Source organism: Streptomyces yamdrokensis, from assembly GCF_053890455.1.
Genome location: NZ_CM132679.1, coordinates 3,716,812 through 3,741,183 on the forward strand (window position 1 = coordinate 3,716,812; position 24,372 = coordinate 3,741,183).

At 69.3% G+C, this 24,372-nt stretch carries 20 protein-coding genes, 1 tRNA gene, 1 other RNA gene and 2 pseudogenes; 12 read left to right on the forward strand and 12 right to left on the reverse strand.

Translation table 11 applies throughout. From position 1 onward, the window contains the following. Positions 1-195: 195 nt before the first annotated feature. The 3 genes from purD to ffs all read right to left on the reverse strand — a co-directional run bounded on the left by purD (position 196) and on the right by ffs (position 4,179). Entirely contained in the window at positions 196-1,485 is a 1,290-nt protein-coding gene (gene purD / locus ACWZEH_RS16380; RefSeq protein WP_456199213.1) for a phosphoribosylamine--glycine ligase, read from the reverse strand. Positions 1,486-1,637: 152 nt separating this feature from the next. Then, a complete protein-coding gene (locus ACWZEH_RS16385; protein WP_456199214.1) occupies positions 1,638-4,007 on the reverse strand; it encodes a DNA polymerase III subunit gamma and tau in 2,370 nt (789 codons plus the stop codon). A 75-nt stretch (positions 4,008-4,082) separates the two neighbouring features. Continuing rightward, positions 4,083-4,179: signal recognition particle sRNA small type (gene ffs, locus ACWZEH_RS16390), an RNA gene on the reverse strand. Positions 4,180-4,251: 72 nt separating this feature from the next. Here ffs and ACWZEH_RS16395 point away from each other — a divergent pair. The 3 genes from ACWZEH_RS16395 (at position 4,252) to ACWZEH_RS16405 (ending at position 6,248) form a co-directional block, all read left to right on the forward strand. Continuing rightward, positions 4,252-4,339, forward strand: a tRNA-Ser gene (locus ACWZEH_RS16395). 165 nt (positions 4,340-4,504) lie between these two features. Then, complete coding sequence (locus tag ACWZEH_RS16400; RefSeq protein ID WP_456199216.1) at positions 4,505-5,293, forward strand: HNH endonuclease; 789 nt, start codon at positions 4,505-4,507, stop codon at positions 5,291-5,293. 196 nt (positions 5,294-5,489) lie between these two features. After that, positions 5,490-6,248 (forward strand): hypothetical protein, encoded by a 759-nt coding sequence (locus tag ACWZEH_RS16405; protein ID WP_456199218.1) that lies wholly within the window; start codon positions 5,490-5,492, stop codon positions 6,246-6,248. A 178-nt stretch (positions 6,249-6,426) separates the two neighbouring features. Here ACWZEH_RS16405 and ACWZEH_RS16410 read toward each other — a convergent pair whose 3' ends face one another. The 3 genes from ACWZEH_RS16410 to ACWZEH_RS16420 form a co-directional block, all read right to left on the reverse strand. Then, positions 6,427-7,470: a hypothetical protein gene (locus tag ACWZEH_RS16410; RefSeq protein WP_456199220.1), complete on the reverse strand. Its 1,044-nt coding sequence runs from the start codon at positions 7,468-7,470 to the stop codon at positions 6,427-6,429. A gap of 235 nt (positions 7,471-7,705) precedes the next feature. Further along, complete coding sequence (locus ACWZEH_RS16415; protein ID WP_456199222.1) at positions 7,706-8,245, reverse strand: GNAT family N-acetyltransferase; 540 nt, start codon at positions 8,243-8,245, stop codon at positions 7,706-7,708. Further along, positions 8,230-9,102, reverse strand: coding sequence for an NsdA family TPR-like regulatory protein (locus tag ACWZEH_RS16420; protein WP_456199224.1), 873 nt, complete (start codon positions 9,100-9,102; stop codon positions 8,230-8,232). The genes ACWZEH_RS16415 and ACWZEH_RS16420 overlap by 16 nt, the downstream gene beginning before the upstream one ends. 618 nt (positions 9,103-9,720) lie before the next feature. Here ACWZEH_RS16420 and ACWZEH_RS16425 point away from each other — a divergent pair. The 7 genes from ACWZEH_RS16425 (at position 9,721) to ACWZEH_RS16455 (ending at position 19,324) form a co-directional block, all read left to right on the forward strand. Continuing rightward, positions 9,721-10,560: a DUF6415 family natural product biosynthesis protein gene (locus ACWZEH_RS16425; protein WP_456199226.1), complete on the forward strand. Its 840-nt coding sequence runs from the start codon at positions 9,721-9,723 to the stop codon at positions 10,558-10,560. Positions 10,561-10,789: 229 nt separating this feature from the next. Beyond that, entirely contained in the window at positions 10,790-12,025 is a 1,236-nt protein-coding gene (gene fxlM, locus ACWZEH_RS16430) for a methyltransferase, FxLD system (protein ID WP_456199228.1), read from the forward strand. A 55-nt stretch (positions 12,026-12,080) separates the two neighbouring features. After that, the gene (locus tag ACWZEH_RS16435; protein WP_012380187.1) at positions 12,081-12,272 is read left to right on the forward strand and encodes an FxLD family lanthipeptide; all 192 of its coding nucleotides are present in this window, start codon (positions 12,081-12,083) and stop codon (positions 12,270-12,272) included. A gap of 86 nt (positions 12,273-12,358) precedes the next feature. Next, on the forward strand, positions 12,359-15,424 hold the full coding sequence (locus ACWZEH_RS16440) for a lantibiotic dehydratase (RefSeq protein ID WP_456199229.1): 3,066 nt from the start codon (positions 12,359-12,361) through the stop codon (positions 15,422-15,424). Then, positions 15,421-16,653, forward strand: a complete 1,233-nt coding sequence (locus tag ACWZEH_RS16445) for a lanthionine synthetase C family protein (protein WP_456199231.1) — start codon at positions 15,421-15,423, stop codon at positions 16,651-16,653. Before ACWZEH_RS16440 ends, ACWZEH_RS16445 begins: the two co-directional genes overlap by 4 nt. Then, positions 16,635-17,627, forward strand: a complete 993-nt coding sequence (locus ACWZEH_RS16450) for a thiopeptide-type bacteriocin biosynthesis protein (protein WP_456199233.1) — start codon at positions 16,635-16,637, stop codon at positions 17,625-17,627. Before ACWZEH_RS16445 ends, ACWZEH_RS16450 begins: the two co-directional genes overlap by 19 nt. Before the next feature lie 368 nt (positions 17,628-17,995). After that, positions 17,996-19,324 (forward strand): outer membrane protein assembly factor BamB family protein, encoded by a 1,329-nt coding sequence (locus tag ACWZEH_RS16455; RefSeq protein ID WP_456199234.1) that lies wholly within the window; start codon positions 17,996-17,998, stop codon positions 19,322-19,324. Positions 19,325-19,333: 9 nt separating this feature from the next. Here ACWZEH_RS16455 and ACWZEH_RS16460 read toward each other — a convergent pair. The 4 genes from ACWZEH_RS16460 to ACWZEH_RS16475 all read right to left on the reverse strand — a co-directional run bounded on the left by ACWZEH_RS16460 (position 19,334) and on the right by ACWZEH_RS16475 (position 22,001). Next, positions 19,334-20,133 (reverse strand): IS5 family transposase gene (locus tag ACWZEH_RS16460; protein ID WP_456199630.1). Its coding sequence is split into 2 segments (ribosomal slippage): positions 19,334-19,795 and positions 19,798-20,133, totalling 798 coding nucleotides; the frame shifts between segments, so codons are not numbered across the junction. Between the two features lie 291 nt (positions 20,134-20,424). Continuing rightward, complete coding sequence (locus ACWZEH_RS16465) at positions 20,425-20,628, reverse strand: hypothetical protein (RefSeq protein WP_456199236.1); 204 nt, start codon at positions 20,626-20,628, stop codon at positions 20,425-20,427. A 564-nt stretch (positions 20,629-21,192) separates the two neighbouring features. After that, positions 21,193-21,645, reverse strand: a complete 453-nt coding sequence (locus tag ACWZEH_RS16470) for a hypothetical protein (protein ID WP_456199238.1) — start codon at positions 21,643-21,645, stop codon at positions 21,193-21,195. Positions 21,646-21,674: 29 nt separating this feature from the next. Continuing rightward, entirely contained in the window at positions 21,675-22,001 is a 327-nt protein-coding gene (locus ACWZEH_RS16475) for a hypothetical protein (RefSeq protein WP_266071625.1), read from the reverse strand. A gap of 529 nt (positions 22,002-22,530) precedes the next feature. Between ACWZEH_RS16475 and ACWZEH_RS16480 the strand changes: the two are divergent. Further along, positions 22,531-23,079: pseudogene (locus ACWZEH_RS16480) on the forward strand (transposase). 3 nt (positions 23,080-23,082) lie between these two features. After that, a pseudogene (locus ACWZEH_RS16485) lies at positions 23,083-23,253 on the forward strand (transposase); the annotation flags it as partial. 138 nt (positions 23,254-23,391) lie between these two features. On the opposite strand, the gene ACWZEH_RS16490 reads toward ACWZEH_RS16485, so the two are convergent. Both ACWZEH_RS16490 and ACWZEH_RS16495 read right to left on the reverse strand, forming a co-directional pair. Beyond that, entirely contained in the window at positions 23,392-23,586 is a 195-nt protein-coding gene (locus ACWZEH_RS16490; RefSeq protein WP_456199240.1) for a hypothetical protein, read from the reverse strand. Between the two features lie 195 nt (positions 23,587-23,781). Then, positions 23,782-24,366 (reverse strand): GTP-binding protein, encoded by a 585-nt coding sequence (locus ACWZEH_RS16495; protein ID WP_456199242.1) that lies wholly within the window; start codon positions 24,364-24,366, stop codon positions 23,782-23,784. Between the last annotated feature and the right edge of the window lie 6 nt (positions 24,367-24,372).

The window sequence follows — 24,372 nt, forward strand, 5'->3', positions numbered from 1 at the left end:
GGGCTCCGGCCCTCGTCAGCCGGATACCGCATCGGTCACTCGATGGAATGGCTTGGGGGAAAGGTGGATGACGGAGGGCAAGGATCGGGCCCCGGATCCTGAGACGGATCCGGGGCCCTGGGGTTTCGTGCCGTTCGTGGCGCGGTCCGACGGCGCATGCCCGGCTGACCCGCGCCGGGGCGCGCACAGCAGCGCTTACGCGCCCCGTGCCGCCTGCTCCGTCCGGGCGGCCTTCGCCGCCTCGGCCGCTTCCGCGGCGATGTCCGTACGGTACTGGGAACCGTCGAGGCGGATGCGGGCGACCGCGCGGTAGGCACGGTCACGGGCCTCGGTGAGATCCTCGCCGGTCGCCGTGACGGACAGCACCCGGCCGCCCGCGCTGACGGTCGCGTCGCCCTCGCGCCTCGTTCCCGCGTGCAGCACGTACGCGTGCGGGGCGTCCTGCGCGGCGACCTCGTCCAGGCCGGCGACGGGGTCGCCGGTGCGCGGGGTGCCGGGGTAGTTGTGCGAGGCGACGACGACCGTGACGGCGGCGTCGTCGCTCCAGCGCAACGGCTCCAGATCGGCGAGATTTCCGGTGGCGGCGGCCATCAGCACCCCGGCCAGCGGGGTCTTCAGACGGGCCAGCACGACCTGCGTCTCGGGGTCGCCGAAGCGGGCGTTGAACTCGATCACGCGAACACCGCGCGAGGTGATCGCGAGACCGGCGTAGAGCAGACCGGAGAACGGGGTTCCGCGCCGCCGCAGCTCGTCGACGGTCGGCTGGAGCACCGACTGCATGACCTCGTCGACCAGCTTCGGATCGGCCCACGGCAGCGGGGAGTACGCCCCCATGCCGCCGGTGTTGGGGCCCGCGTCGCCGTCCAGCGCGCGCTTGAAGTCCTGGGCGGGCCTCAGGGGCAGCACGGTCACCCCGTCGGTCACGGCGAAGAGGGAGACCTCGGGGCCGTCCAGGTACTCCTCGATGACGACCTGCCTGCAGGCGCCGGCGTGCGCCTTGGCCTCCTCGATGTCGTCGGTGACGACCACGCCCTTGCCGGCGGCGAGCCCGTCGTCCTTGACGACGTACGGCGCGCCGAAGGCGTCGAGGGCGGTGGCGGCCTCCTCGGGGGTCGTACAGACGTACGAACGCGCGGTGGGTACGTCGGCTCCCGCCATGACGTCCTTCGCGAAGGCCTTGGAGCCCTCGAGCTGCGCGGCCTCCTTCGAGGGACCGAAGGCGGGGATGCCCACGTCGCGCACGGCGTCGGCGACACCGGCGACCAGGGGGGCCTCCGGGCCGACCACCACGAGGTCCGCGCCGAGCCGTGTGGCCAGCGCGGACACGGCCGCGCCGTCCAGGGCGTCGACCTGGTGCAGTTCGGCGACCTCGGCGATACCGGCGTTGCCGGGGGCGCAGTACAGCGCGGTGACGTCGGGATCGAGGGACAGGGAACGGCACAGGGCGTGTTCGCGGGCACCGCTGCCGATGACGAGGACCTTCACGGGGGTCAGCCTAACGGGATCCGGGAGTTTCGCTTTGTGCGGGCTTCCGAAGGACCGGGGCGAACCGGCTCGTGGTTTCCTCCAACCCGGACGGCGACCGACGGGCCGGCCCGCGTCGCCGAGCCGCTTCACTCGCTCACCCGTTCACCTGATCACTCGTTCGTGATCTCCTCGACCACCGTCGCGCCCAGCTCCCGGACGATCAGTTCCTTCCCGGAGAGGGCTGACTCGTCCAGGTCGGGGTCGTCGTCCTCCGGGACGTCGTCCTCAGGGGAGACGGGGGGCGGCGGCTCCGGGGCATAGGGCCGGGGCGCCGGGGCGGGGGCGGGATTGGGTGCGGAGGCTGCCGCCGGGGCACCTCCCGACCGCGCGGAGGCGGAAGGACCTGACGGGGCAGCCGGACCCGAGGGGCCCGGAGGGTCCTGGGGAGCCGCCGACTGGGAGGCACCGGGACGCTGCCCGGCACCGGCGCCCGCACCCCCGTACCCGCCACCCGCGCTTCCGGCGCCGTACCCCGCACCGCTCCCGCCGCCACGGCCGCCGACGGGGCTGCCGCCCGGGGCCGGGGCCGCCGCACCGCCCCCGGAGGGGTCGACCACGGCCTCGATCTTCCACTGCACGTTGAACTGCTCGGCCAGGGCCTGGCGCAGCACGTCCTCGCTGCCACTGCTCAGGAAGTTGTCCCGCGCGCCGGAGTTCACGAAGCCGATCTGGAGGGTCGTCCCGTCGAACCCGGTCACCTGGGCGTTCTGGCTGAGCAGGATCCAGGTGAAACGGCGCCGGTTCTTGACCGTTTCCAGGATGTTCGGCCAGATCATCCTGGGGTCGAGCCCGCCGCCGCCCCCGGAGGGCGCGGAGGCCGGCGGGTTCGGGGACGTGGACGCGGGTGCGGGGGCGGAGGCGCTCGGAGCGGCGGCCGCAGAAGCCGGAGCCTGCCCTCCTCCCGCCACGGCAGCCGTGGGCCAGCCGCCGGGCCGCCGCCCGCTTCCGGCGGATGCGGTGGTGGGCCAGGCACCGGGAGCAGGCGCACCGGGCGCGGGCGGCGCGGGCTCGCTCGGTGCCGCGGCCGGAGCGGGGGCCGGAGCCGGAGCGGGGGCCGGAGCCGGAGCGGGGGCCGGTACAGGCTGCTGAGGCTGAGACTGATCCGATGCCGGTACCGGCGCCCCCTGTCCCCGTACCGCCGCCCGAGCCGCGGCCGGACCGCCCCCCGGCGGAACCGGCGCCTGCGGCGGGCCCCCCTGAGCGGCCGGCGGGACCGGAGCCCCCGCACCGCCGCCGTGCCCCACGTGCCCGCTGTGCCCCTCGCCCCCGGGCGCGTATCCCATGGCGGGCACACCCGCTGCCGCGCCGCCCGCCGAGAAGTTCACGCCCCGCTCGATCCGGTCCAGGCGGGCCATGACCGACCGCTCGTCGCCGTACGCGGCGGGCAGCAGCACGCGCGCGCAGATCAGCTCGAGCTGGAGCCGGGGCGAGGTGGCGCCCCGCATCTCGGTGAGCCCCTCGTTGACGAGGTCGGCGGCACGGCTCAGCTCGGCGGCGCCGAAGATGCCGGCCTGGGCCTGCATCCGCTCGACGACATCGGCGGGAAAGTCGATGAGCCCCTTCTCCGCGGCGTCCGGAACCGCGGCGAGAATCACCAGGTCCCGGAGCCGCTCGAGCAGGTCGGTGACGAACCGGCGCGGGTCGTTGCCCCCCTCGATCACACGGTCGACGACCTCGAAGGCCGCGGCACCGTCCCCCGTGGCGAATGCCTCGACCACGGAGTCGAGCAGGGAGCCGTCCGTGTACCCGAGCAGGGAGGTGGCCATGGCGTACGTCACGCCGTCGGACCCCGAGCTGGCGAGCAGCTGGTCCATGACGGACATCGAGTCACGCACGGACCCGCCGCCGGCCCGTACGACGAGGGGCAGCACCCCGTCCTCGACGGGACTGTCCTCCCGCCGGCACACCTCACCGAGGTAGTCCCTCAGGACCCCGGGCGGCACCAGCCGGAAGGGATAGTGGTGGGTACGCGACCGGATCGTCCCGATGACCTTCTCGGGCTCGGTGGTCGCGAAGATGAACTTGAGATGCTCCGGGGGCTCCTCGACGACCTTGAGCAGGGCGTTGAAGCCCTGCGGGGAGACCATGTGGGCCTCGTCGATGATGTAGATCTTGTACCGGCTGCCCGCGGGTCCGAAGAACGCCTTCTCGCGCAGGTCACGCGCGTCGTCCACACCACCGTGGGACGCGGCGTCGATCTCGATGACGTCGATCGAACCGGGCCCGCCCCGCGCGAGGTCCTGACAGGACTGGCACTGACCGCACGGCGTCGGCGTGGGGCCCTGCTCGCAGTTCAGGCACCGGGCGAGGATGCGCGCGCTGGTCGTCTTGCCGCAGCCGCGCGGTCCGCTGAACAGGTACGCGTGATTGACCCGGTTGTTCCGCAGCGCCTGCTGCAACGGGTCGGTGACATGCTCCTGCCCGATGACCTCGGCGAACGACTCCGGGCGATAACGGCGGTACAGCGCGAGAGACGACACGTCTACGAGGTTATAGGCGCCCACCGACAACCCACCCCGCCCGCGGCTCCGCGCCGCCGATCCGGACACCGGGAAAGCAGACGCCCCCCACGCACCCGCCAGAGCCGACCTACCCTTGCTGCCTTCCGGCCCTGGGGGAGTTCAGTCAGATAGCGCCGCGTGAGGGGCTGCGCAAAGGCTACCCCATGTCGCGGGGTGGGAACGAGTTCGCGAGCACCGCCCTCGGTCATGTAATGTTCCCGGCGGAGGATTCGCCTAGAGGCCTAGGGCGCACGCTTGGAAAGCGTGTTGGGGGCAACCCCTCACGAGTTCGAATCTCGTATCCTCCGCCAGTGCCTCACCGGGCACGATGTCGAAGGGCCCCACCGCAAGCGGTGGGGCCCTTCGGCGTTGAGGGTTGCAGTTGCCGCGATCAGGCCGCGACGGTTCCCTGGGCGTAGAAGAAGCTGGTCTGGTTCTTCTACGCCCACCTGAGCTCTTCTGGCAAGGTGCCACGCATGGGGGTCTCTGAGAAGACGCGCAAGATCGTGTGGGCTGAAGCCGGCGGGAGATGTGCAATCTGCCGTGGCGAGGTGATCACCCCAGGGACGGACTGTGATGATCCGTCCGTGTTCGGCGAAGAGGCGCACATCGTGGCTCGTTCCAAAGGCGGTCCGCGGGCGGGGGACCTGGACGACGCCTCCAAGCACAGCCATGCGAATCTGCTGCTGCTGTGCAGTAGGCACCACAAGCAGATCGATGATCAACCAGCCCACTTCACGGTAGGGCGACTCAGGGAGATCAAGGAGCGGCATGCCGCTTGGGTCCGGCGCTCACTGGACGACGGCGCCTCAGGCGGCGTGAAGCTCGTTCCCGACCCGGCTTTCCCGCAGCCCCGGGCGTTGGTACTGATCACCCGGGGGAACCCTCTATGGAACATGATCAAGACGAGTGTGGCGTTCGAGTACGCCCTGCCGGACGGTCTTCCTGACGACGAAGAGTCCTTGATCGTGGAGTTCCTGGACCTGCTCCGGGACTACCTGGACATCGCCCCGGAGCTTCACAGTGTGCGCGACAACCGGGACGCGGAGAAGACACTTGAGGGCTACGTCCACGAGCTCGCCGAACGGGATTTCCTTGTGGGCGCCTACGTGCGTCACCTGCTCTACGTCGATGGTCGTGGCGATCCCCTGGCATGGCCCATGCTCCGGGTCGAGATTCTGCCCACGTCAGTCGCCGTCATCACGGACCGGGCTGGTCGGCCCTACACCACCGAGCAAGGCGAAGAGCAGCTCGCCGAAGAGTAGGACTTCGGTGGGCGTGCACAGCCAGCTCGAAGGGGTCGGCCCGAATCCAGATGTGTTCGGGCCGACCTCTTGCCGGACTGGGACCTACGCCGGTCAGCCGGCAGGCGGCTCCTCAGGCAGCGGCCAGAGGAGGCCGCCCATCTTGTCGGCGGTGTCAGTGAGCACCCGGTTGGTGAGGTGCTGGTAGCGGCGCCAAGTGCAGGCTCAGGCTGCGGCATTCGCCGAGCTGCTGCACAACACCGCAGTCTCGGCGCCGCGCCAGCTCCGGGAAGAACTGCAAGCGGCAGCCATCGCCTTCAACCGCGTTAACCGCTCCGCCATCCGAGCCGAGCACCGGGCCGCCGACGCCCTGCGTCAGGCCGGAAGGACGCTGCTGACCGCACCCACCCGCAGGGACGGTGACTTCGTCGCCGCGGCACTCGCCTCCGCCGTCTTCCTACTCATCGCCCTCACCGAGTGGCATGCCCAGCGCGGTCACGAGCAGCAGGCGGCAGCCGCCCAGCAGTCCCTCGCCCATCTCCGGACCGCCCAACGGCGGGCCGCCCGACCAACCCTCGCCCAGCTCGCCGCACGCGCCCCGAGTCCCCAGGCACAGGATCGGCTCGCCGCAGTCGTCCGAGCCACGACCCCCGAGCACGCGCATCGCATCCTCGCCGACCCGGCTTGGCCCGCGCTCTCCACCGCCCTCGCCCAGCCCGAGTCCGCTGGCACCCCGCCCCGCCAGACCTTGGCCGACCTGTTCGGGCAACGGGAACTCGACACAGCGGACCGGCCAGCCGAAGTCCTGGTCTGGCGCTTGCGGACCGCCACGGCCGAGCGAGTCAGCCAACGTGCTCGGAGCGCGGCCACCCGTAGCGCTCGCACCAACCTTCTGACGACGAAGACGGGAGCACCTGCCGTTCCGGCCGTCCAACCGCAGCCGACGGACGTGAAACGCCTTCGTCCAGGTCACTGACATGGACTTCCCCATCCCAGAACAGCGTCTTCTCAACCTTCACGCGCGGACGGAACAATGAAAGGCGCTCGTGAGGCGGATCCTCACAAGCGCCCTTCTTACGCGTCGATCGAATGGGCTCGGGATCCGACGGCCGGATGAGCTGGCGAAACCGGTTGCTGCGCTGCCCCGGCCGCGGTCAGGGAAAGGCATCACCGACTGGCCAGAGCCGGGGAAGGCCGAGGACAGCCTGAATGGGGCAGGTCGGCATCCGCCGCTCGACCTGGGCGTCGGCGAGCTGTGCGGTAGCCCAGGAAGGCAGGACGGGGGCCGGAAGCGAGGCGGGATCGGAGCTGTGCCAAAGAACAGGGGTGTTCTGTGCCCAGGTCCAGGGTGCTGGGTTGTCTACGGTGAGCACGCCGCTGACTCTTCCGTGGGCGTGGTCATAGGTGGAGTTCCAATAGCCGTTGGACAGTCGGCCGAAGACCGGAGTGTCGGTGTGTGCGTATTCGATCGAGGCCCCGTACAGCGCTGTCTCGATGTCTCGGTTTTCAGGGAAGAAAGCTGCATGGCCCACCGCCACGATGAATGGCATCCCCAAGTCACCATACTTACTCCCCTTCTTCTTTACCGCGTCGAGCACTCGATCCGACCCGGTGTCGAACCAGGTAATCGCGGGGTAAACCCCAATTGCCCTGGCTGTCGGGTCGCCTCGTTTGCCAGGGCTGCGGGGTATCGCCTCGAATGACAGGCTCCAGCCGGCCTCGCGCCAGGTATGCCTTGGCAGCGGCACCTTGTGCTCAAAGTCTGCGATGACTTGGTCGGGGTCCAGGCCGGTGAGCCACTGCGCCAAGCCTTCCTTCAACCGCTTCTGCGAAGGCGCTGCCGCCCCCATCTCGTGAACGGAGTACGACAGGAAGAAGTTGGGGCTGGGCACATTGTCGATGGCGTCGACCAACGGGGGTGGGATTTGGCCACCCATGCCCGCCAAGCGCTGGGCCGACCAGATCGCCTCGATGACGAATCGTTCGCCCTCTCGACTGACAAGGAAGTCGGGGTTCTTACCACCGGTTCCGACACGATGCTCGATCGCCACCTTGCAGCCGGAGCCGAGCAGCATTTCGTGCAGGTAGAGCTCCCACAACGCCGAGAACACATTCGTGCCAGAGTTACGGTCCAGCAGCCTACTGCGCATGCCGGGTCGAGACTGGACCGGAAGGTGCGACCACCACTCGTTGATCACATCCCTTACCTGATCCCAAAAAGGGCCGGCGATTCTCTCGAAGAACTCGCTGTCCGGCTCCGCAGCTCGCTTTGGCGATGCATCCGTCCGATTTCGGCTTACATATACGGCCATGACACGGCCGCCTCTCCACTGGCTAATCCGAACTCACCGACGATGCTTGCCCCTGCCTGCAGCGATCACGAGCTGGTAAGGCAAATGACGTCGTACGTGGACGATTCGGAAGCAGGGCTGCTCAGGGGTGCAACCTCTTCACCATGACCGCATACACCGGAGAGTCGGCGAAGGGCTGCTGCTCGCCCGCCTTCTCGTAGCCCCACGTCTCGTACAGGTCCTGAACCTTCGGGTGCGTCATGTCGACCAGGAGCACCGCGAGATCCTCGCCGCGTTCCTTCAGCAGGGATTCGTGGAGCCGCTCCGAGATCCCCTGCTTCCGCCACCGCGGGCGCACCATGACCTCGGAGACGGCGTAGGTCGCGGTGTACCCGTTGTTCGGCGCGAACGCTGTGGAACGCCACCACTCACGGCCCGGCTGGAGCGGAGCGCCGTACGCGAAGCCGGTCGGCTCGTCGCCGTCGAATGCGACGACGCAGCTGAAGCCGTCCATCCCTGACCAGTGATCGACGAACCATGGGAACCGCTGATTGAACTCGTTGTCCATCGCGTCGGCGTAGGCGTCGGCGTGCACATCGATCAGCATCTGCTTGAAGCCCTCGGGGAGGCTTCCCTGGCCGTAGTGCCGCAGGTCGATCACCCTGGTCACGTTCGACTCCATTCATCTCTCATTCGGTCTGCCCAGTCGCGGGCGTACGTCGTCGACGGCGCCAGCCGGAACAGGTCTCGGTGGAAGTCTCCGATCAGGGTGCGCATGCGCCCCGGCAGTGGAGCGCCCTCCATGATCGTGAAGACGGTGGCCGCGGTCGCCGTGGCCTGCTCGGGCTCGCCCTGGCGGAGTTGTGCCAGGGCGAGCTGGCAGGTGGCCAGCGCACGGTTGCGCTGGAACTCCGCCGGGATCCTGGCCAGGGCTCGGTGCGCCATTGCCTCGGCTTCGGCAGGCTCCCCGTTGTGGTTGAGGATGATCGCCGCGAGGTGGTTGAGTTCGGCCGACCCGTAGAACGCGGTCCATCGAGGACGCTCGTCCTCGGTCGCCTTCCGGTAGTTCTCCTGCGCTGCGCCCAGGGCCCGCCGAGCGGCCTGCAGGTCCCCCAGCGACGAGTGGGCGAGCGCGAGACGGACGCGGCCCATGGAGCCGAAGAACGGATCCCTGCGGGCGGCAGGGGAGGCGTTGGCCGCCTGCGCTGCCGCGAGTTGTTCCGGCCAGTTCTTCCGCTGGTAGGCGAGCATGGCCATGTTGACCCACACGCGCATGGCCGTGGGCGGGTCCTGGGAGAGGCCGGCGAACGCGGACGACTCGTGCAGGTACGTCCGGGCCTTGTCCAGGTCGCGTAGGTCGATGCACGACCAGGCGGCGACGGTGGTGAACTCGGCCGCGAGCGCGTACAGGGCACGGCGTACACGTTCGCTGGCGTTCCGCTGCTGAAGCTCCAGCACCTTGGCGCGAGCTTCGAGGGCTGCGGTCGCCAGGGAGGCGTGCCCGCCTTGGCGGTCATCGGCCTCCACGAGCTGGTTCATGCCGGCCGATGCTCGGGCCACGTCCGTCATGCCTACCGACCGACGTTGCTTGACCACTGGAACGGCTGCGGCCGCCGTTCCAGTGGTGGAAGCGATGAAGTCGCGACGCCGCACGGGGCCCTCCGGGGGATGTTGCATGGAGCTGGGTGCGCTGAACCCTAAGTCCGCCACGGGGCAGCCGAACACACGCTCAAGTGCGGCGCAAGTGCGTCCGATTGGGCGTCGGCTTGATCCGTTGAGCAGGTTGCGCACCGTCCGGGAGGAGATGTCGCCAGGCCGACCGGTGATCTCCTGAAGCGCGGCGTTCAGGCGTGCCGCCAACTCTTCCTGCGTGAGACCGAGTTGATCCAATCGGCTCTGAAGAACGAGATTCCCTCCCATGTACCGAACGTAGTACCGCCGTCACGCAGACGCCCAGGCCCCGGGTAATGGGAACGCAAAGTCTTCCGGTTGGTGGGCGTGCACGAATCCGGGACTCTTCCTGTTGCGTTGCGCTCGTCGCTCGTTGACTGGTCATCGGTCGCCAAGCCGAGTTCGGTGCGGCGGCACGGAGGAAAGCCCGGTCCTGCCTCGCTTGTCCGGACCGGGAACCCAGCCGGAGGGAAAGACCTCGTGACCATGACCGTCGCTCAACCGAATGCGATCGGCTCCCCGGGTTACACCGCAGAGGTGCCCTGCGTACGCGAGTCCGTGAGCCGCGCCCGCGCTCTCGTCTCCAATGTGCTGGCGGTCTGGGGCATGGACGACGACGTGACCGACTGCGGAAAGATCATCGTCACCGAACTGCTGGCCAACGCCGTCGAGCACACCGAGACCCCGGTGTCGAGAATCCTCATCGAGCGTCCGAGCAACGGTGCCGTCCGCATCGGAGTCTCCGACCGTTCGCACGACGCTCCCCACCTGAAGACCGCCGACCTGAACGCTGAGAGCGGCCGGGGTCTGAGTCTGGTCGCGGCGATGAGTTCGCGGTGGGGCTACGACACACCCGTGGGGCAAGGTCACCTGGGCTGTGGTCGAGGCTTCGGCGGGGAGAGAGCAGTGAGCACCGCAGTGGCTCCAAAACCTCCAGCCGAGGAGTGGACGCCACCGCTCGACGCGGACGGTTTACGGCTCGTGCTGGAGCGGTTCCGGGCGTGGAAACCGCTCGACATCGAGGAGGTCTTCGACGACCTCGACACGGCGATCGGCAATCAGCCGCCACCTGTTGCAACGACTGTCGCCCTGCTCGGCCGCCTCCGCAGACACCTGAAGCAGCTCAGCGACATCACGGTGGCTGACGACAGCTTCCCGCCCACGGCCGAGATGACCCGACTTGTCGAGCGAGGAGCCCCTCTGCTGGAGGAGCACACTCCGGCTGTCTACCGGCAGGCTGTTGGACTCGCCCGCCGTCTCGCCTTCGTCATCGCTGACCTGATCGAAGAGCTGATCGAGACCCGCTACATCAAGGGGATCGAGTGACGCACGCCCCTGCCCACCCGCGAGCCACCCAGCGGGCTGGTCGACACGGGCCGGCCCACCGAACGGCCCTCCGCAGGCGTGGGCCTCCCAGCTCGCTCTTCTGCGCATGGCCCCGTCGGTGAGCCGACGAGAGACGAGAACGGAGCGCGTTCGCGCCAGGTTTCCCCCCGGCCCATCCGGCACGCGATGCCGGCCTACATCCCCCAACACGTACGGCTGAAGGAAGTCCATGACGAACACGACCGTCGAGCCCGACGAAGCGACCCGCCTCCGGAACAAGGTGGTGGACGAATTGCGCGCGGACGGCAACATCTCCTCCCCGGAGATCGAAGCCGTGATGCGCAAGGTGCCTCGGCACGCGTTCATTCCCGACACCCCGCTGGACAAGGCGTACGACACGTATGCGGCGGTGATCACCAAGACGGACGAGCACGGTGTGCAGCTCAGCTCCGTCTCCGCCCCGCAGATCCAGGCGATGATGCTGGAGCAGGCCCGGGTGAAGCCCGGGATGCGAGTGCTGGAGATCGGTTCGGGCGGGCTGAACGCGGCCTACCTCGCCGAGCTCGTGGGTGAGCACGGCGAGGTCGTCACCGTGGACATCGACCCCGTCGTCACCGAGCGGGCGCACCGGCTCCTGGACGAGCACGGCTACGGCAGGGTGCGCGTCGTCACCGCCGACGCCGCCGAGCCCATTCCGGACCTCGGCGAGGTCGACGTCATCATGGTGACTGCCGGGGCCTGGGACATCTCCCCGGCGTGGACCGCGCAGCTCAAGCAGGGCGGTCGACTTGTGGTGCCGCTGCGGATGCGCGGTCTGACGCGGTCGGTCGCCTTCACCCAGATCACGGGCGAACACGGCCCGTACCTGGAGAGCGTGTCGGCGCTCATCTGCGGCTTCGTCCCGATGCAGGGCTCGACAGCCCATCGGGAGGAACTTCTTCTCGTCAACGGCACCCCGGAGATCGGGCTGAAGTTCGATGACGGGCTACCGGCCGACCCACACCGGCTGGACAACGCGGTCACGTTCCCGCGCCACGAGCTGTGGACAGGCGTCGTCATCGGCCTCTCGGAACTCATCGACACCCTCCAGATGGCAATGGCCATCAGCCTGCCCGGCTTCTGCACGCTGGCCGTCGACGAGGATCTGGACACGGGCCTGGTCGCCCCCGTGAACAAGCGGTTCGCGCTCGCCGCCGTCGAGGACGACACCTTCGCCTACCTCGTCACCCGCCGCACCGAGGACAACAAGCACATCGAGTACGGCGTGCACGCCCTCGGCCCGAACGCGAAGCAGTTCGCCGACAAGGTCGCCGACGTGCTGCGCGACTGGGAGGCCAACCGGCGCGGCGGCCCCAGCCCGGTCATCCGGGTCTATCCGGCCAATACCTCTGATGACCAGATCCCGGCCGACCGGGACATCGACAAGGTGCACAGCCGGGTCTCGCTCTCCTGGCCCTCGGCGTAACGCCGGAAGCCAGGTCGTTCCACACCATCCGAACACCAAGAGGAAAGGCACGAACATGACGAGCGCCACCCTGGCCCCACCCGCCCCGCTGGCGGGCCTGGATGACGACTTCGCGCCCCTGGACGTGAAGGTCGTCATCGCCGAGCACGCGTACGGCAAGCTCATGTGCTCCACGGGCGACGGCTGCGGCACCACCTGCGCGACCGGCGCCTCCGCCTGCGGCTCCTTCACGGAGGACCCGGCCTGATCCAGGCCGTCCCCCGCCGGTGGGCCGGGCGAAGTGCTTCGCCCGGCCCACCGGCCCCTCACCCGCCCCGCCAGACGGAGGGCCCCATGGTTTCCCGAGCAGTCGCCGACTACCAATGGCAGGGCGCCGCCATGCTGCGCGCCACCACCAACCCCGGGCCGGCAGACATCCCCCGTACCCTCGACCTGGACAACGTGGCCGTCACGCGCGGGTGGCTGAACCGCATCTGGCAGCGCGAGGACTTCCGCAGCGCGCTGGAGCTGGCGACCCCCGTCCTGTCCGACGCCGTCGAAGCAGTCGTCCAGGGCCGGCAGACCGAGCCCCGTCACGTCCGCCGCACTGCGGTATCGACGGTTTCCTATCTCCTGCGGTGGCAGCACCGGCCGACCCCGCTGGGCCTGTTCGCCGGCACCGCCCCGGTGACGGTCGGGTCCCGGGCGACTGCGCGGTGGCGCGACAAGCACCACGTGCTGATCCGGCCGGACTCCGAGTGGGTCACCGACATGGTCCTCCAGCTTCAGCGCAGCCCCGCGTTACTGACGCGGCTCCCGCTCGTCGGCAACAACGCCGCCCACACGCGGGGCGATCGGCTCGTGGCGCCGGGCCCACCCTCCGACGGGCACGCCGTCCTGCTGGCCCCGGTCGAGCTATCCGTCCGCAACACCCGGCCGGTAGCCGCCGCCATGGACGCCGCCCGCACTCCCATCCCTTACGGTGCCCTGCACAGCCACCTGCGCGACAGCTTCCCGCAGGCCACACCGGAGCAGATCGACGCGCTTCTCACCAGCCTGGTCGAGCAGCAGTTCCTCATCACCGGCCTGTGGGCGCCCATGACCACGGTGGACGCCCTCCAGCACCTGTGCCACGAACTGGAACGGCACGGCGCGGACAGCATCCCCGACGTGCGGGACCTGGTCCACGAGCTGTACGCGCTACGCGACGAGGTGTCCGCCCACCTGCCGACACTCTCCGACACCAGCATGAGCGCCATCGCCGCGCGGATGCGCGCCCTCACCGCCGTCACGCCGACACCGTTGCTCATTGACACCGCCCTCGACTGCGAGACCCAGCTCCCGCAGGCCGTGATCGCGGAAGCGCAGGCAGCCGTGTCGGCCCTCTACCGGACCACCCCGCAGCCTTACGGCTACCAGCACTGGCGCGACTACCACCGCCGGTTCCGGGCTCGGTACGGCGTCGGCGCCTTGGTGCCGGTGATGGACCTGGTTGCCGACAGCGGCCTCGGGCTGCCCGCCGGCTTTATCGGCTCCGAACGCAGTGCCACCCTGAAGGTACGCACCGACCGCGACGAGCTGCTGCTCGCACTGATGCAACAAGTCCTCCTCGACGGCCGCGAGGAACTGCGACTGACGGACGACATGGTCAACGCCTTGGAGAAGGCCGCCGGAACGGACGAGCGGCTGTTCGTGCCCCGGGTGGAGGCCGCCTTCGAAGTCCACGCCCCCAGCACCCGGGCATTGTCCAACGGCACCTTCAACCTCCTGCTCACTGCGGCGCCCCGCCCCGGCAGCAGCATGGCGGGGCGGTTCGCCCATGTCCTGCCGCCCGAGCACCAAGACGCCCTCGCCTCCACCTATCGCGGGGCACCGGACCGCCTCACGGCGCAGCTCGTGTTCCCACCGCGTCGGCACCGCAACGAGAACGTCACCCGCACATCGCGACTGCTGTCGCACATCATCGAGCTGTCCGGCCACCAGGAGAGTGGCGAGACGACGATCCGGCTCGCCGACATCGCCGTCACCGCCGACCCGCGCAGTTTCCATCTCGTGCAGCTCTCCACCGGCCGGCGCATCGACGTGCGGGTCCTGCACGCCCTGGAAGGCGGAACCCAGACCCCGCCACTGGCTCGTTTCCTCGCCGAGGTGGCCAACGGGCGGTACGCCGCCTACAAGCCGTTCGACTTCGGTGCCGGTTCCCGGCTCCCGTTCCTCCCCCGGGTCCGCTACCGCCGCACGATCCTCACGCAGGCCCGATGGCTACTGATGGCCGAAGACCTGCCCGGCCGGAAAACCCCGAGGCAGGAGTGGGAGGACGCCTTCACCGCCTGGCGGGACCGGCTGCGGGTCCCGATGCAGGTCGCCGTCATCGAGTACGACCAGCGCCTCCCACTCGACCTCACCCACCCGGTCCACCTCGGGGTCCTGCGCGCCCACCTCGACAACGCCCGGCGCGTGGAACTGCGCGAGGTCCCGGACGCAGACGCCCACGGATGGATCGGACGGGCACACGAGATCTGGCTCTCCCTGGGCCGTTCCGAGCCGGACGCCCCCTACGTGCCCCGGCCGCGCTCCACTACGTCGCCGGGAGCCGAACGGCATCTGCCGGGCGGCGGCGACGTTCTTCACGCACAGCTCCACGCCCAACCGCGCCGCTACAACGAGATCCTGAGCCACCACCTCCCCCACCTGCTCGCCGCGTTCGGGGAGGAGCCGCCGGCCTGGTGGTTCACCCGCCACCGGGAAATGGCCCGGCCGGACGCCGATCAGCACCTCGACCTCACGCTGCACCTGCCGCCGGACACGCACGGGGCCGGCGCACAGCACGTCCGGGCCTGGGCGGACAGCCTGCACAGGATGGGTCTGGCGTCCGGGCTCGTCCTGGCTCCCTACCAGCCGCAAACTGGGCGCTTCGGCAGCGAGGGAGCCATGGACGCCGCACACCAGGTATTCGCCGCGGACTCCGCCGCCGCCCTCGCGCAGATCCAGCTCACTGAGCGCACCGATGCCTTCGCCCCGCAAGCCCTCGCCGCAGCCAGCGCCCTGCACCTCGTCACCCCCCTGGCACCGGACACCGCGGCGGCCGAAGAGTGGCTGGTGCGCAACCTCCCCCAGGGCACCGGGCGGTTGAACCGGACCCTGCGCAGCCAGGTGCTCGAACTTGTCTCGCCGAACGGCGCCTCCTCGCTCGCGGCCCTCCCCGGCGGCCCGCCGGTCACCGAAGCGTGGCGGGCCCGCGCGGTCGCCGTGGACACCTACCGGAACAGTCTGGCCGGTGAGCGTGATCCGCTCGACGTCGTCCGGTCGCTGCTGCACCAGCACCACGTTCGGGCTCTGGGCGTCGATCCCCGCACCGAGGAGACCACGATCCGGCTCGTGCGAACGGCGGCCCTCCAGCACCGGATGGCGGCCCGATGACCACACTGGCCGCCACCGCCGCAGCGATCCTGGAGCAGTACTCCGCCCATCTGGCGGAGCCCCCTCCCCCGCCCCCGGAGGAGCCCTGGGCTGTGCAATCGCTCGCCGACGGCGCAGCCGGAATCAGCCTGCTGCACATCGAGACGGCCAGCCGGTACGGCGGCTCCTGGCTCTCCGCCCACCGGTGGATCACGAGCGCGGCCTCCGAGCCCTTCAGCGCGGCCGACCAGACGGGCCTGCTCCTCGGTGCCCCGGCCGTCGGCTTCGTCCTCACCGCCGTCCCTCCGGCCTACCAGCATCTGTACGCCTCGGCGCGCGCGATCCTGCACCAGAACATCACCGACCTCGCCAACCGCCGCGTGGACGCCGCGCTCGCCCGCATCGACAGGGGAGACCTGCCGACCTTCGCGGAGTACGACCTCTTCTACGGCCTCACGGGGATCGGTGCCTACCTCCTGCGCACCGAGTCCGAGGGCCCAGCCCTGGAGAGGATCTTGCAGTACCTCGTCGCCCTGACCCGGCCGCTCGCCCCCGCCGGTCGCGGACTGCCCGGCTGGTGGGTCCGCCACGACCCGGCGCGCGGCGAGTCGCCTCACTTCCCCGGCGGGCACAGCAACTTCGGCGCAGCCCACGGCATCACTGGCCCGCTTCTCCTCCTGGCCCAGGCCCTGCGGCGTGGCATTACCGTCCATGGCCATCAAGACGCCATGTTCACCATCTGCGCCCACCTCGACGCCTGGTGCCAGCACGGTGACTCCGGCCCGTGGTGGCCCGAGCACATCTCCCGGCGCGACCTCGACCGCGGCCGGCCACATCACGACGCCCCCGCCCGCCCGAGCTGGTGCTACGGCACGACAGGCATCGCACGGGCAGGCCAGCTCGCGGGGATCGCCCTGCGCTCACCCACGCTTCAGAAGTTCTACGAGGACGCCCTGTATCGAGCCTTGTCCGATCCCGCGCAACTCACCCTGGTCACTGACAGCGGCCTCTGCCACGGATGGGCAGGCATCTACCAGACAGCTCACCGCGCAACCGCAGACGCTCTCGACCTGCGACTTCACGCCCTCCCGGAGCGCCTTGGTGACGCCCTCACCGCATCCGGCCAGCCCAGCTCCTCACTGGCTCCCGGCCTGATCAACGGTGCCGCCGGCACCGCGCTCGCCCTCACCACGTTCGCCTCGCAGCAGGCGCCGAGCACTGGATGGGACGCATGTCTCTTGATCAACTGACTCAGCAAACCGAGCCGAGTCCGGCGCAGCACGCAGTCCTCGCCGTCCTGACCGGTCTCCCGCTCGCCGACGCAGCACGCCAGTACCGGATGGACCCCGTGGTCCTCTCCGACGCGGTCGCGGTCTACGACCAGGCCGGCCGGGAAGCCCTGGTCCGCCACGCGGCCACCACCGACTGGTGGCAGACGTACCTCCACTTCACGGACTGGTCGAACGCCGACAGCACCTTCGCCGCGCATGTCCTGCCCATCCTGCGCGCGGCGGAAGCCGTCGGCGCGATCGACGGCTGGTGGTACACCAGAAAGCACCCCTGCTGGCGGCTGCGTCTCCGGGTCCAGCCCCTGAGCGGCGCCAAGCTGACCATCGGGGACGGCTTCGAACGCCTCGTATCCGACGGACACCTTCAGCGCTGGTGGCCCGGCATCTACGAACCGGAGACGCCAGCGTTCGGCGGGAAGACCAGCATGACGGCCGCGCACGCTCTGTTCGTCACCGACAGCCGAGAGATCCAGCAGTTGCGCCTGCGCGACGATCTCGCCATCGGGCCCAGGGAGTTGTCTGTCCTGCTGTGCACAATCATGATGCGCGCCGCACGGTTGGAGTGGTACGAGCAGGGCGATGTCTGGGACCGCGTCATCACGACGGAACACCGCTCGGCCACCAGCGACGTTCCGCCGGAACGGCTCAACACCCGAGCCCGCGAGATCCGGCCCCTGCTTCTCGCCGACAGCGACACCCTGCTGCGCCCCGGGGGCCCGCTGGAACCCATCGCCGAGTGGGTCGCCGCTTTTCACAGCGTCGGCCAAGCCCTCGCCGGCGGCGTCCAAGACGGAACACTCGACCGCGGGCTGCGACAGGTGCTCAGCTATCACGTGATCTTCCACTGGAACCGGATCGGACTATCCATGCGCGGGCAGAGCATCCTGGCCTGGGCAGCCAGGGCGGCAATCCTGCAGGGCGGCCACGAAGAGTAGAGCCAACGCGCAAGGTGCCCGGAGCCGACAAGTGAAACGTCAGTCGCGCTCTTCCTCAACAGCAGCCGAGACCGCCCGACGGGCGTGTCTCAAATGCAGGGCCCGGGATACCAAAGCGGTGACCAGCGCCACCGCGAGTCCGCCGGGGAACTCCGGAACTGCGGCCGCTAGGGCCCGGCTTCAAACGGATCTTGCTCAGAGTGGGAACAGCGCCAGGTTGACCGCCGATCGTAGAAGGCCGACGGGCAGTTCTCCCACCGGCGTGTCCCAGTCAGCGTCCTGTGCGGGGCACGCGGCTCGTCCGTCGGCTTTCGGCCAGTGTCCGAGCACCCGCATCCGACCGTGTGCGGGGCGTGACATGCTGCGGTTTGATCATCAGCGGCAGCGTTGCCTCGCTGCGGGTGGAAAGGGAGTTCATGCGCGCGCGGCGGTTCTGTTTTGTTGCACTTCTCGCCATTGGCCTGTCAGCCTGCGGTGCGCCGGCGGACAGGGGTCCGGCAGACGGGGGGCCGTCGGCTTCTTCCTCGAAGGGGCCCGCAGAAAAGGGGAAGGCGGAGCGCGTTCCGCACGATCCGCCGGAGTCGTTCACGGCCCGGGGCGCGGTGGCCCTGCCGCCGGAGGCGACGGCGGACCGGACCAATCTGCTGGGCGATGTGCGTGACCTCGCGGTGGCCCTGCACCGTACGTCGGCGTATGTGGCCTCCGCCGACCGAATGCAGACCGTGGACCTGACCACCGGGAAGGTGGTGGCGGTGGCGCGCCCGCGCGCGGAGGCTCTGGGCGAGGACGATGATGCGACCGCGCCGCTCGTGTCGGCCGACGGCTCCCTGGTCGTGACGCCGTTCGTCACCAGACAGCCCGGCGCTGGAACGCAGTCTGCCTCGATGGAGCTTGAGGTCATCGCCACCACGCCAGAGACAGGAAAGGCCGCCTGGAGTACATCGCTCGAAATCCCGCGAGCATGGGCACAGCGGGACAACTCCACGCCCGAGGCTCACGTGGTCGGCTTCGCGGGCGGCAACGTCATCGTGACCGTGTACACCGGCTACAACGCGGCGACGGCCGGTATCGACATCGCCACGCACCAGGTGCGGTGGACAGCACAGAACATCCGGACGCGGGCCGTCACCGCCGAGGCTGCGGTAGGCGTCGATATTCTCGGCGGATACGGCCCCGACCAGCTGGTCGGGGCCGACCCGGCCACCGGCGAGGAGAAGTGGCGAACAGAAAAGAACATCGGTGACACTACCGTCGAGTCTGCCGGCCCGTCCCTCGTCCGGGTGCGGGGCTACGCCGGCGACGGTGGCACGCGCTTCGACCGGCTCCTGAAGCCTGGCACCGGCAAGGTACAGGCGAACGTGCCCGAGGGCCTGGATAATTTGAGCTGCCCGTTCGACCAGGCCAAGACTCTTGTCTGCACGTCTCAGAACCGCCTCGTCGCCCTGGACTCCACCAGCGGCAAGGAACTCTGGCGGCTGGAGGACGACCAGGCCGATGGCCGTTTCGCCCCGGATGTCACAACATCCTGGCACGGCAGGATCTACGCCCGGGCCTCGTCGACCACCGCGGTGGCCCTTGACGCCCGGACCGGCAGGGACAGGCCCGCCGGGCTCGACGTCGCTCCGGTATTGGTAAACGAGTACCAGGGCCTAGTCCTGGTGGACCGTGAACTCCTCGCCTACCCCACCAGGGGCTAAGAAGTCATCTCATTTGGTGAGTCTGCGATAGCAGATCAGGGTGCAGGCGATGCTGGTGAAGGCGAGGAAGTGGTCGGCCTTGCGTTCGTAGCGGCGGTGGAGTCGGCGGCAGCCGGCGAGCCAGGCCATGGTGCGTTCGATGGTCCATCGGTGCCGTCCGAGCCGCTGCGAGGTCTCGACGCCCTTGCGGGCGATGCGGTGCCGGATGCCCCGGCGGGAGAGCCATTGCCGCAGGTGGCGGTAGTCGTAGCCCTTGTCGGCGTGGAGCTTGCCGGGCTTGCGGCGGCGTCGGCCGCGGCGGGAGCGGATCGGGGGCATGCCCTTCACGAGCGGGATCAGGGCCTGGCTGTCGTGGAGGTTGGCGCCGGAGATTCCGACGGAGATGGGCAGACCGGTCCGCTCGGTGATCAGGTGGATCTTTGACCCGTACTTACCCCGGTCGACAGGATCCGGACCCGTCAGGTCCCCCTTTTCAGGGCCCGCATGTTCACCGAGTCGATCGCGCAACGGGACCAGTCCAGCTCGCCCCGGGAGCCGAGTTCGTCCAGGACCAGGCGGTGCAGCTTGGCCCACACCCGGGCCTTGGTCCACTCGGAAAACCGGCGGTGGGCCGTCGCGCCGGACGGCCCGAACGACGCGGCGGGCAGCTGCTGCCACGTGCAGCCGGAGGTCGCCACGAACACGATCGCGGCCAGCACCTCACGGTCGCCGTGCCGACGCCGACCACCACCCTGAGGCCGCGAGGGCGCCTCCGGCACCACCCGCTGGAACAGCTCCCACAACTCATCCGGCACCAGCCGCTCAACGATCCTCGCCACGACCCACAGCCTACCGAGCCAATTGAGATGACTTCTAAGCACCGCACAACGAGAAGATCACCTCGTGATCGGAGGGTGGTGAAGGCGCGGGTGCCGGTCAACTCGCCCTCCTAGCATGAGGGACGTTTCCTGCCATCGCCCCGCCGTATCCGGAGATTTGGACCGGCGAGTCCGCGTCGAAGCTGGCCATCGCGGTGCCATACCGGCGTGCCGCGTTCCCATCTTCGCTAGCGTCTCGCTGTCGCGACTCCTGAAGGAAACGCACGATCTGATGCGAAGCGCTTAGCTGACCAGTGCCATCACGTTCTCCATCAGCGAGTACAGAAGCTTCGGCTCTCCGCCAGCAGTCCGAGCGGCCTCCGCGTACGTCGGAGCGTGCTTGCAGTCGGCCACGTACCCGTCGCCCTGCTTCGCCAACTCTTTGCGACGCTCAACCCATGCCGGCCAATTCTCGACGAGATACGCCTCCATGTCATCCTCGAACACCGTATAAGAGGGTGTCTCACATGGCGGGTTTTGCGAGCTTCTTGTAGCAGGTCAGGGCCGCCGCGAGTCCGAGGAAGGCCAGGAAGTAGGGCCTCATACTCGTCGTACTCGTTACTGTCCATGCCCCACCTCCGACTTACCGGATGCTCCGCCCCCGTCGCCCGCCCCAGCAGCCACACCAACGACTCTGTACGTTCGGCACCCGGTCGTCCACCCGATCGCCAGATTTGACTGTGCCCCGAAACGGAGCGGACGCGGGCACTGCCGGATCAGCCGCCAGGCCGATACCGAGAGGGGCCGGCCTGGGCGCAGGAGGGTTGCAGTTCGGGTTGCATTCACCTCCGTTCGCGGGGGTCCGAGCAGCCCGACCGGCCGCGCTACGCAGCAGGTCAGTACAGCCACGAACCCAACCGAACCCTGACGAACAGTTGGAAAGCGTGTTGGGGGCAACCCCTCACGAGTTCGAATCTCGTATCCTCCGCCAGTGCCTCACCGGGCACGATGTCGAAGGCCCCCGCAGCTTGCTGTGGGGGCCTTCGACGTTGACCAACTGCCGATCGGTGCTCAGATCTGCACCACGTGCACGTCCTGGGCATCCAGTGCCTTCAGATAGGCGTCGAGGTCGGCCGGATCACTGGTGAAGACCACGGCACTGCCGTGTCGGGCGGCTGTGAGAGCCACCAGGGCATCCACAGCGTCCGGCCGCTTCTTCGGGGGCAGCTCTGCCGCACCGAGTGCGCTTCCAATGCGTTGCCATTCGGTGATGTCAGGACCGGTGGCGCACATGATGCAGGCCGTCTGCCCCACACTGGTAGGGCGCATGGCTGGGGCCGAACTACGAGTCTGAGGCACCGTGCAATCCTTCATCACCCCGGTCAGGGCATGCACCGTGGCGGGGCTGGGCCGCCAGACCTGTGCCAGTACCGGTCCGAGCACGAGCGCCCGATGCGGCGTCTCCCGAAGGCCGGCATGCAGACGCACGGCCTTCGCCTTGCGGTCCGCGAGCGCGATCAGCATGCCGGTGTCGTAGACCGGCACCCGGACAGTCACGCCGCGTTACCGGATCGGGTAGCAGGACCCTCGGCACCATAGATGAGCCCCATAGCCTCCTGCACCTCCTGCCGCTCCTGCTCCGTGAGGTCGTCGTCGGCGACTTCAGGCAGCGGTGCCAGTGCGGCAGCCTCCGCCTCAGCTGCCGCGATCACCGCGTCAAGTCGGGCGAACTGGGCCTCCGCCGCTTCCGCCTCGGCCATCTGCCGGGTCGCAGCGTTGACGAGATAAGCGGACACATCCATTCCAGCCCGCTCCGCGTGGGTCCGGATGCGCTCGGCATGCTCACTGTCCAGGCTGATACTGATCCTCGTCTTCGGCATACCAGCAGTGTATGACGCGTATTACGACCTCGCCAAGCATTCCGCCTGAGCAAGGCCGACAACTCAAGCTGCCTTGACTCGATCACGACTGCCCGAATCTGCCCGACAAGACTCGTGGTCTCAGTTCTGGTCTCATTCACCTCTGTACGACGCCATCCGAATGGGCGACAGTCTCCTGAACCGTCGCAGGTCATTACGCACCTGATCGTCTCCGGACGTCCGGACGAAGACTTGGAAAGCGCGTTGGGGGCAACCCCTCACGAGTTCGAATCTCGTAGCCTCCGCCATTGCTCTCACCGGGCAATACGCCGAAGGCCCCCGCAGCTCTTCTTGGGTTCCTGGGTTCAAGGGGCCTTCGACGTTCGTGGTCTCGGTCACGGCTGTCCCTCACTGAGGGCGGCCCGGCACGGGCCCCGTACATGGCGGTTTCCGCCGGTAGTGACGCGTCAGCCGGCCGCAGGCGGAGTGCGGCCCGAGCTCCCGGGGCAGGCATCCCAGCGCGGCAGAGGAGGCGGCCCGCTCTACGCCGATGGCCCCAACCGGGCCACAGGGGTCCTGGATCAGCGTGCGGGCAAGCCGAAGTCACCCGTCAATCAGTAGCGCTTCGTTACGTTGGGTGATCGCTGCTGCTGGTGGTGGGAATCTTTCCGGTGTGAGGCCGGGGGAGGTGGAACGGCTCCGGGGTGAGGGGGCGGAGTTCGTTGCCGGTGTGTTCGTCTCGTTGTCGTGGCGGGATCGGCGGCGGTGGGGCGGGTGTTGTCTGCGGGGTCTGATGCTGGACGGCCGGCGCAAGTCGATCCGACCGATGGCCGGGCGTCCGCCGGCGGCACCGTGCAGGCCCTGCGGCAGTTCGTGAACCAGTCGCCGTGGGCTCCGCTGCCGGTGCGGCGGCGGATCGACCGCCCGGCGGCTGTCCGAGGCGGTCGGGCCCGAGGCGCGGGTGGTCGAGGATGTGTCGTTTTCGAGGTGCGGCACCGCTTCGGTGGGGGTCGCCCGGCGGTGCTGCGGTGCGCTGGGCAAGCGGGTGAACTGCCAGGTCGCGGTCGGCGTCCACGCCGCCACCGACACCGCTTCCTGACCGCTGGACCGGCGGCTGCATCTCCCCCGGGAAGGGGCGGGCGGGCCGGACCGCTGCCGCAGAGCAGGAGTTCCGGACGGCACCGGCCACCAGGGGAAACGGCGCCCGGCCCCGGGACTGCTCGGCACACTCGCCGACTGGCGGTTGAAGGCCCCGGCCGTGGTCGCCGACGCCGGCTACGGCGGGCTCGGAGCACCGACCCTGCCGCGCGACCGGACCCCGCCACCGGCGCTCTCGCCGCACGCCGCCCAGACCGGCGCGGCCCGGTTCACCGAGGTGACCTGGCGGCGGAGCAGCAAAGGCAGAACGACCTCACGGCTCACCGTGCCGACGGCGCGCCCGGCGGGCAAGCAGGCGCCGGCCGCCACCCAGGAAGCAGGCGGCGGCCGCAACCGGTGGAACGGTGTCCTGCCCACTCGCACGGTGCTGGTGGAACGGCCCGCCGACCAGGTCCTGGGCCCACTCCAGGGCCTGGTGCAGTACCGGAAGCGAGCGCCTCAGTGGCACGTCATCAGCCGACGCCGCACCTGTGTCTCGACCGCCGACCGCATCCCAGAACCACCTGGGCCAGCACGGAATCCCTCACCCGGGGCCCTGGCGGGCCGTCAACGGCTGAACCCGACAGCTCCAAGACCCTCCCGCCGGAGTCGAGGGCGGTGCCCGGCTTGTCCTGGTGGGCGGGTCCCGGAGCGTGTTCGTCTCCTACACCGCGGCCCCGCGCCGAGTCTCCACCGCCAGAACGTGTTCGACCGCTTGGATCAACGTCTCCTTGACCGAGGTGCGCAGGCGGGCGTCGCAGAGCAGGACCGGTACGTGCGGGCCCAGCGTCAGTGCCTGACGCACCGTCTCCGCCGGGTACTGGCGGGCGCCCTCGAAGCAGTTGACGGCGACCACGAAGGGCAGGCCGCTGCGCTCGAAGTAGTCGACGGCCGAGAAGCAGTCGGGCAGCCGCCGGGTGTCGGCCAGGACGACCGCGCAGAGCGCCCCGGCGGCCAGTTCGTCCCACATGAACCAGAAGCGGTCCTGGCCGGGGGTGCCGAACAGGAAGAGCGCGAGACGGTTGTGGATGGTGATCCGGCCGAAGTCCATGGCCACCGTGGTGGTGCCCTTCCGTTCGACACCTGACAGATCGTCCACGTCGATGCCGGACCGCGTCAGCGTCTCCTCCGTGTGGAAGGGAACGATCTCGCTGACCGTGGAGACCAGCGTGCTCTTCCCCGCCCCGAATCCCCCTGCCACCAGGATTTTCGCGGCGTCCGGCAGTTCCGTTTGCGGCATATCAGACATGGCGGG

Coding starts and splice junctions, on each gene's coding strand:
- ACWZEH_RS16400 (WP_456199216.1), top strand. CDS start 4,505: ATGGGGGTCTCTGAGAAGACGCGCAAGATCGTGTGGGCTGAAGCCGGC.
- ACWZEH_RS16415 (WP_456199222.1), bottom strand. CDS start 8,245: ATGGAGTCGAACGTGACCAGGGTGATCGACCTGCGGCACTACGGCCAG.
- ACWZEH_RS16420 (WP_456199224.1), bottom strand. CDS start 9,102: ATGAACCAGCTCGTGGAGGCCGATGACCGCCAAGGCGGGCACGCCTCC.
- ACWZEH_RS16425 (WP_456199226.1), top strand. CDS start 9,721: ATGACCGTCGCTCAACCGAATGCGATCGGCTCCCCGGGTTACACCGCA.
- fxlM (WP_456199228.1), top strand. CDS start 10,790: ATGACGAACACGACCGTCGAGCCCGACGAAGCGACCCGCCTCCGGAAC.
- ACWZEH_RS16435 (WP_012380187.1), top strand. CDS start 12,081: ATGACGAGCGCCACCCTGGCCCCACCCGCCCCGCTGGCGGGCCTGGAT.
- ACWZEH_RS16440 (WP_456199229.1), top strand. CDS start 12,359: ATGGTTTCCCGAGCAGTCGCCGACTACCAATGGCAGGGCGCCGCCATG.
- ACWZEH_RS16445 (WP_456199231.1), top strand. CDS start 15,421: ATGACCACACTGGCCGCCACCGCCGCAGCGATCCTGGAGCAGTACTCC.
- ACWZEH_RS16450 (WP_456199233.1), top strand. CDS start 16,635: ATGTCTCTTGATCAACTGACTCAGCAAACCGAGCCGAGTCCGGCGCAG.
- ACWZEH_RS16470 (WP_456199238.1), bottom strand. CDS start 21,645: ATGCTGATCGCGCTCGCGGACCGCAAGGCGAAGGCCGTGCGTCTGCAT.
- ACWZEH_RS16475 (WP_266071625.1), bottom strand. CDS start 22,001: ATGCCGAAGACGAGGATCAGTATCAGCCTGGACAGTGAGCATGCCGAG.
- ACWZEH_RS16495 (WP_456199242.1), bottom strand. CDS start 24,366: ATGTCTGATATGCCGCAAACGGAACTGCCGGACGCCGCGAAAATCCTG.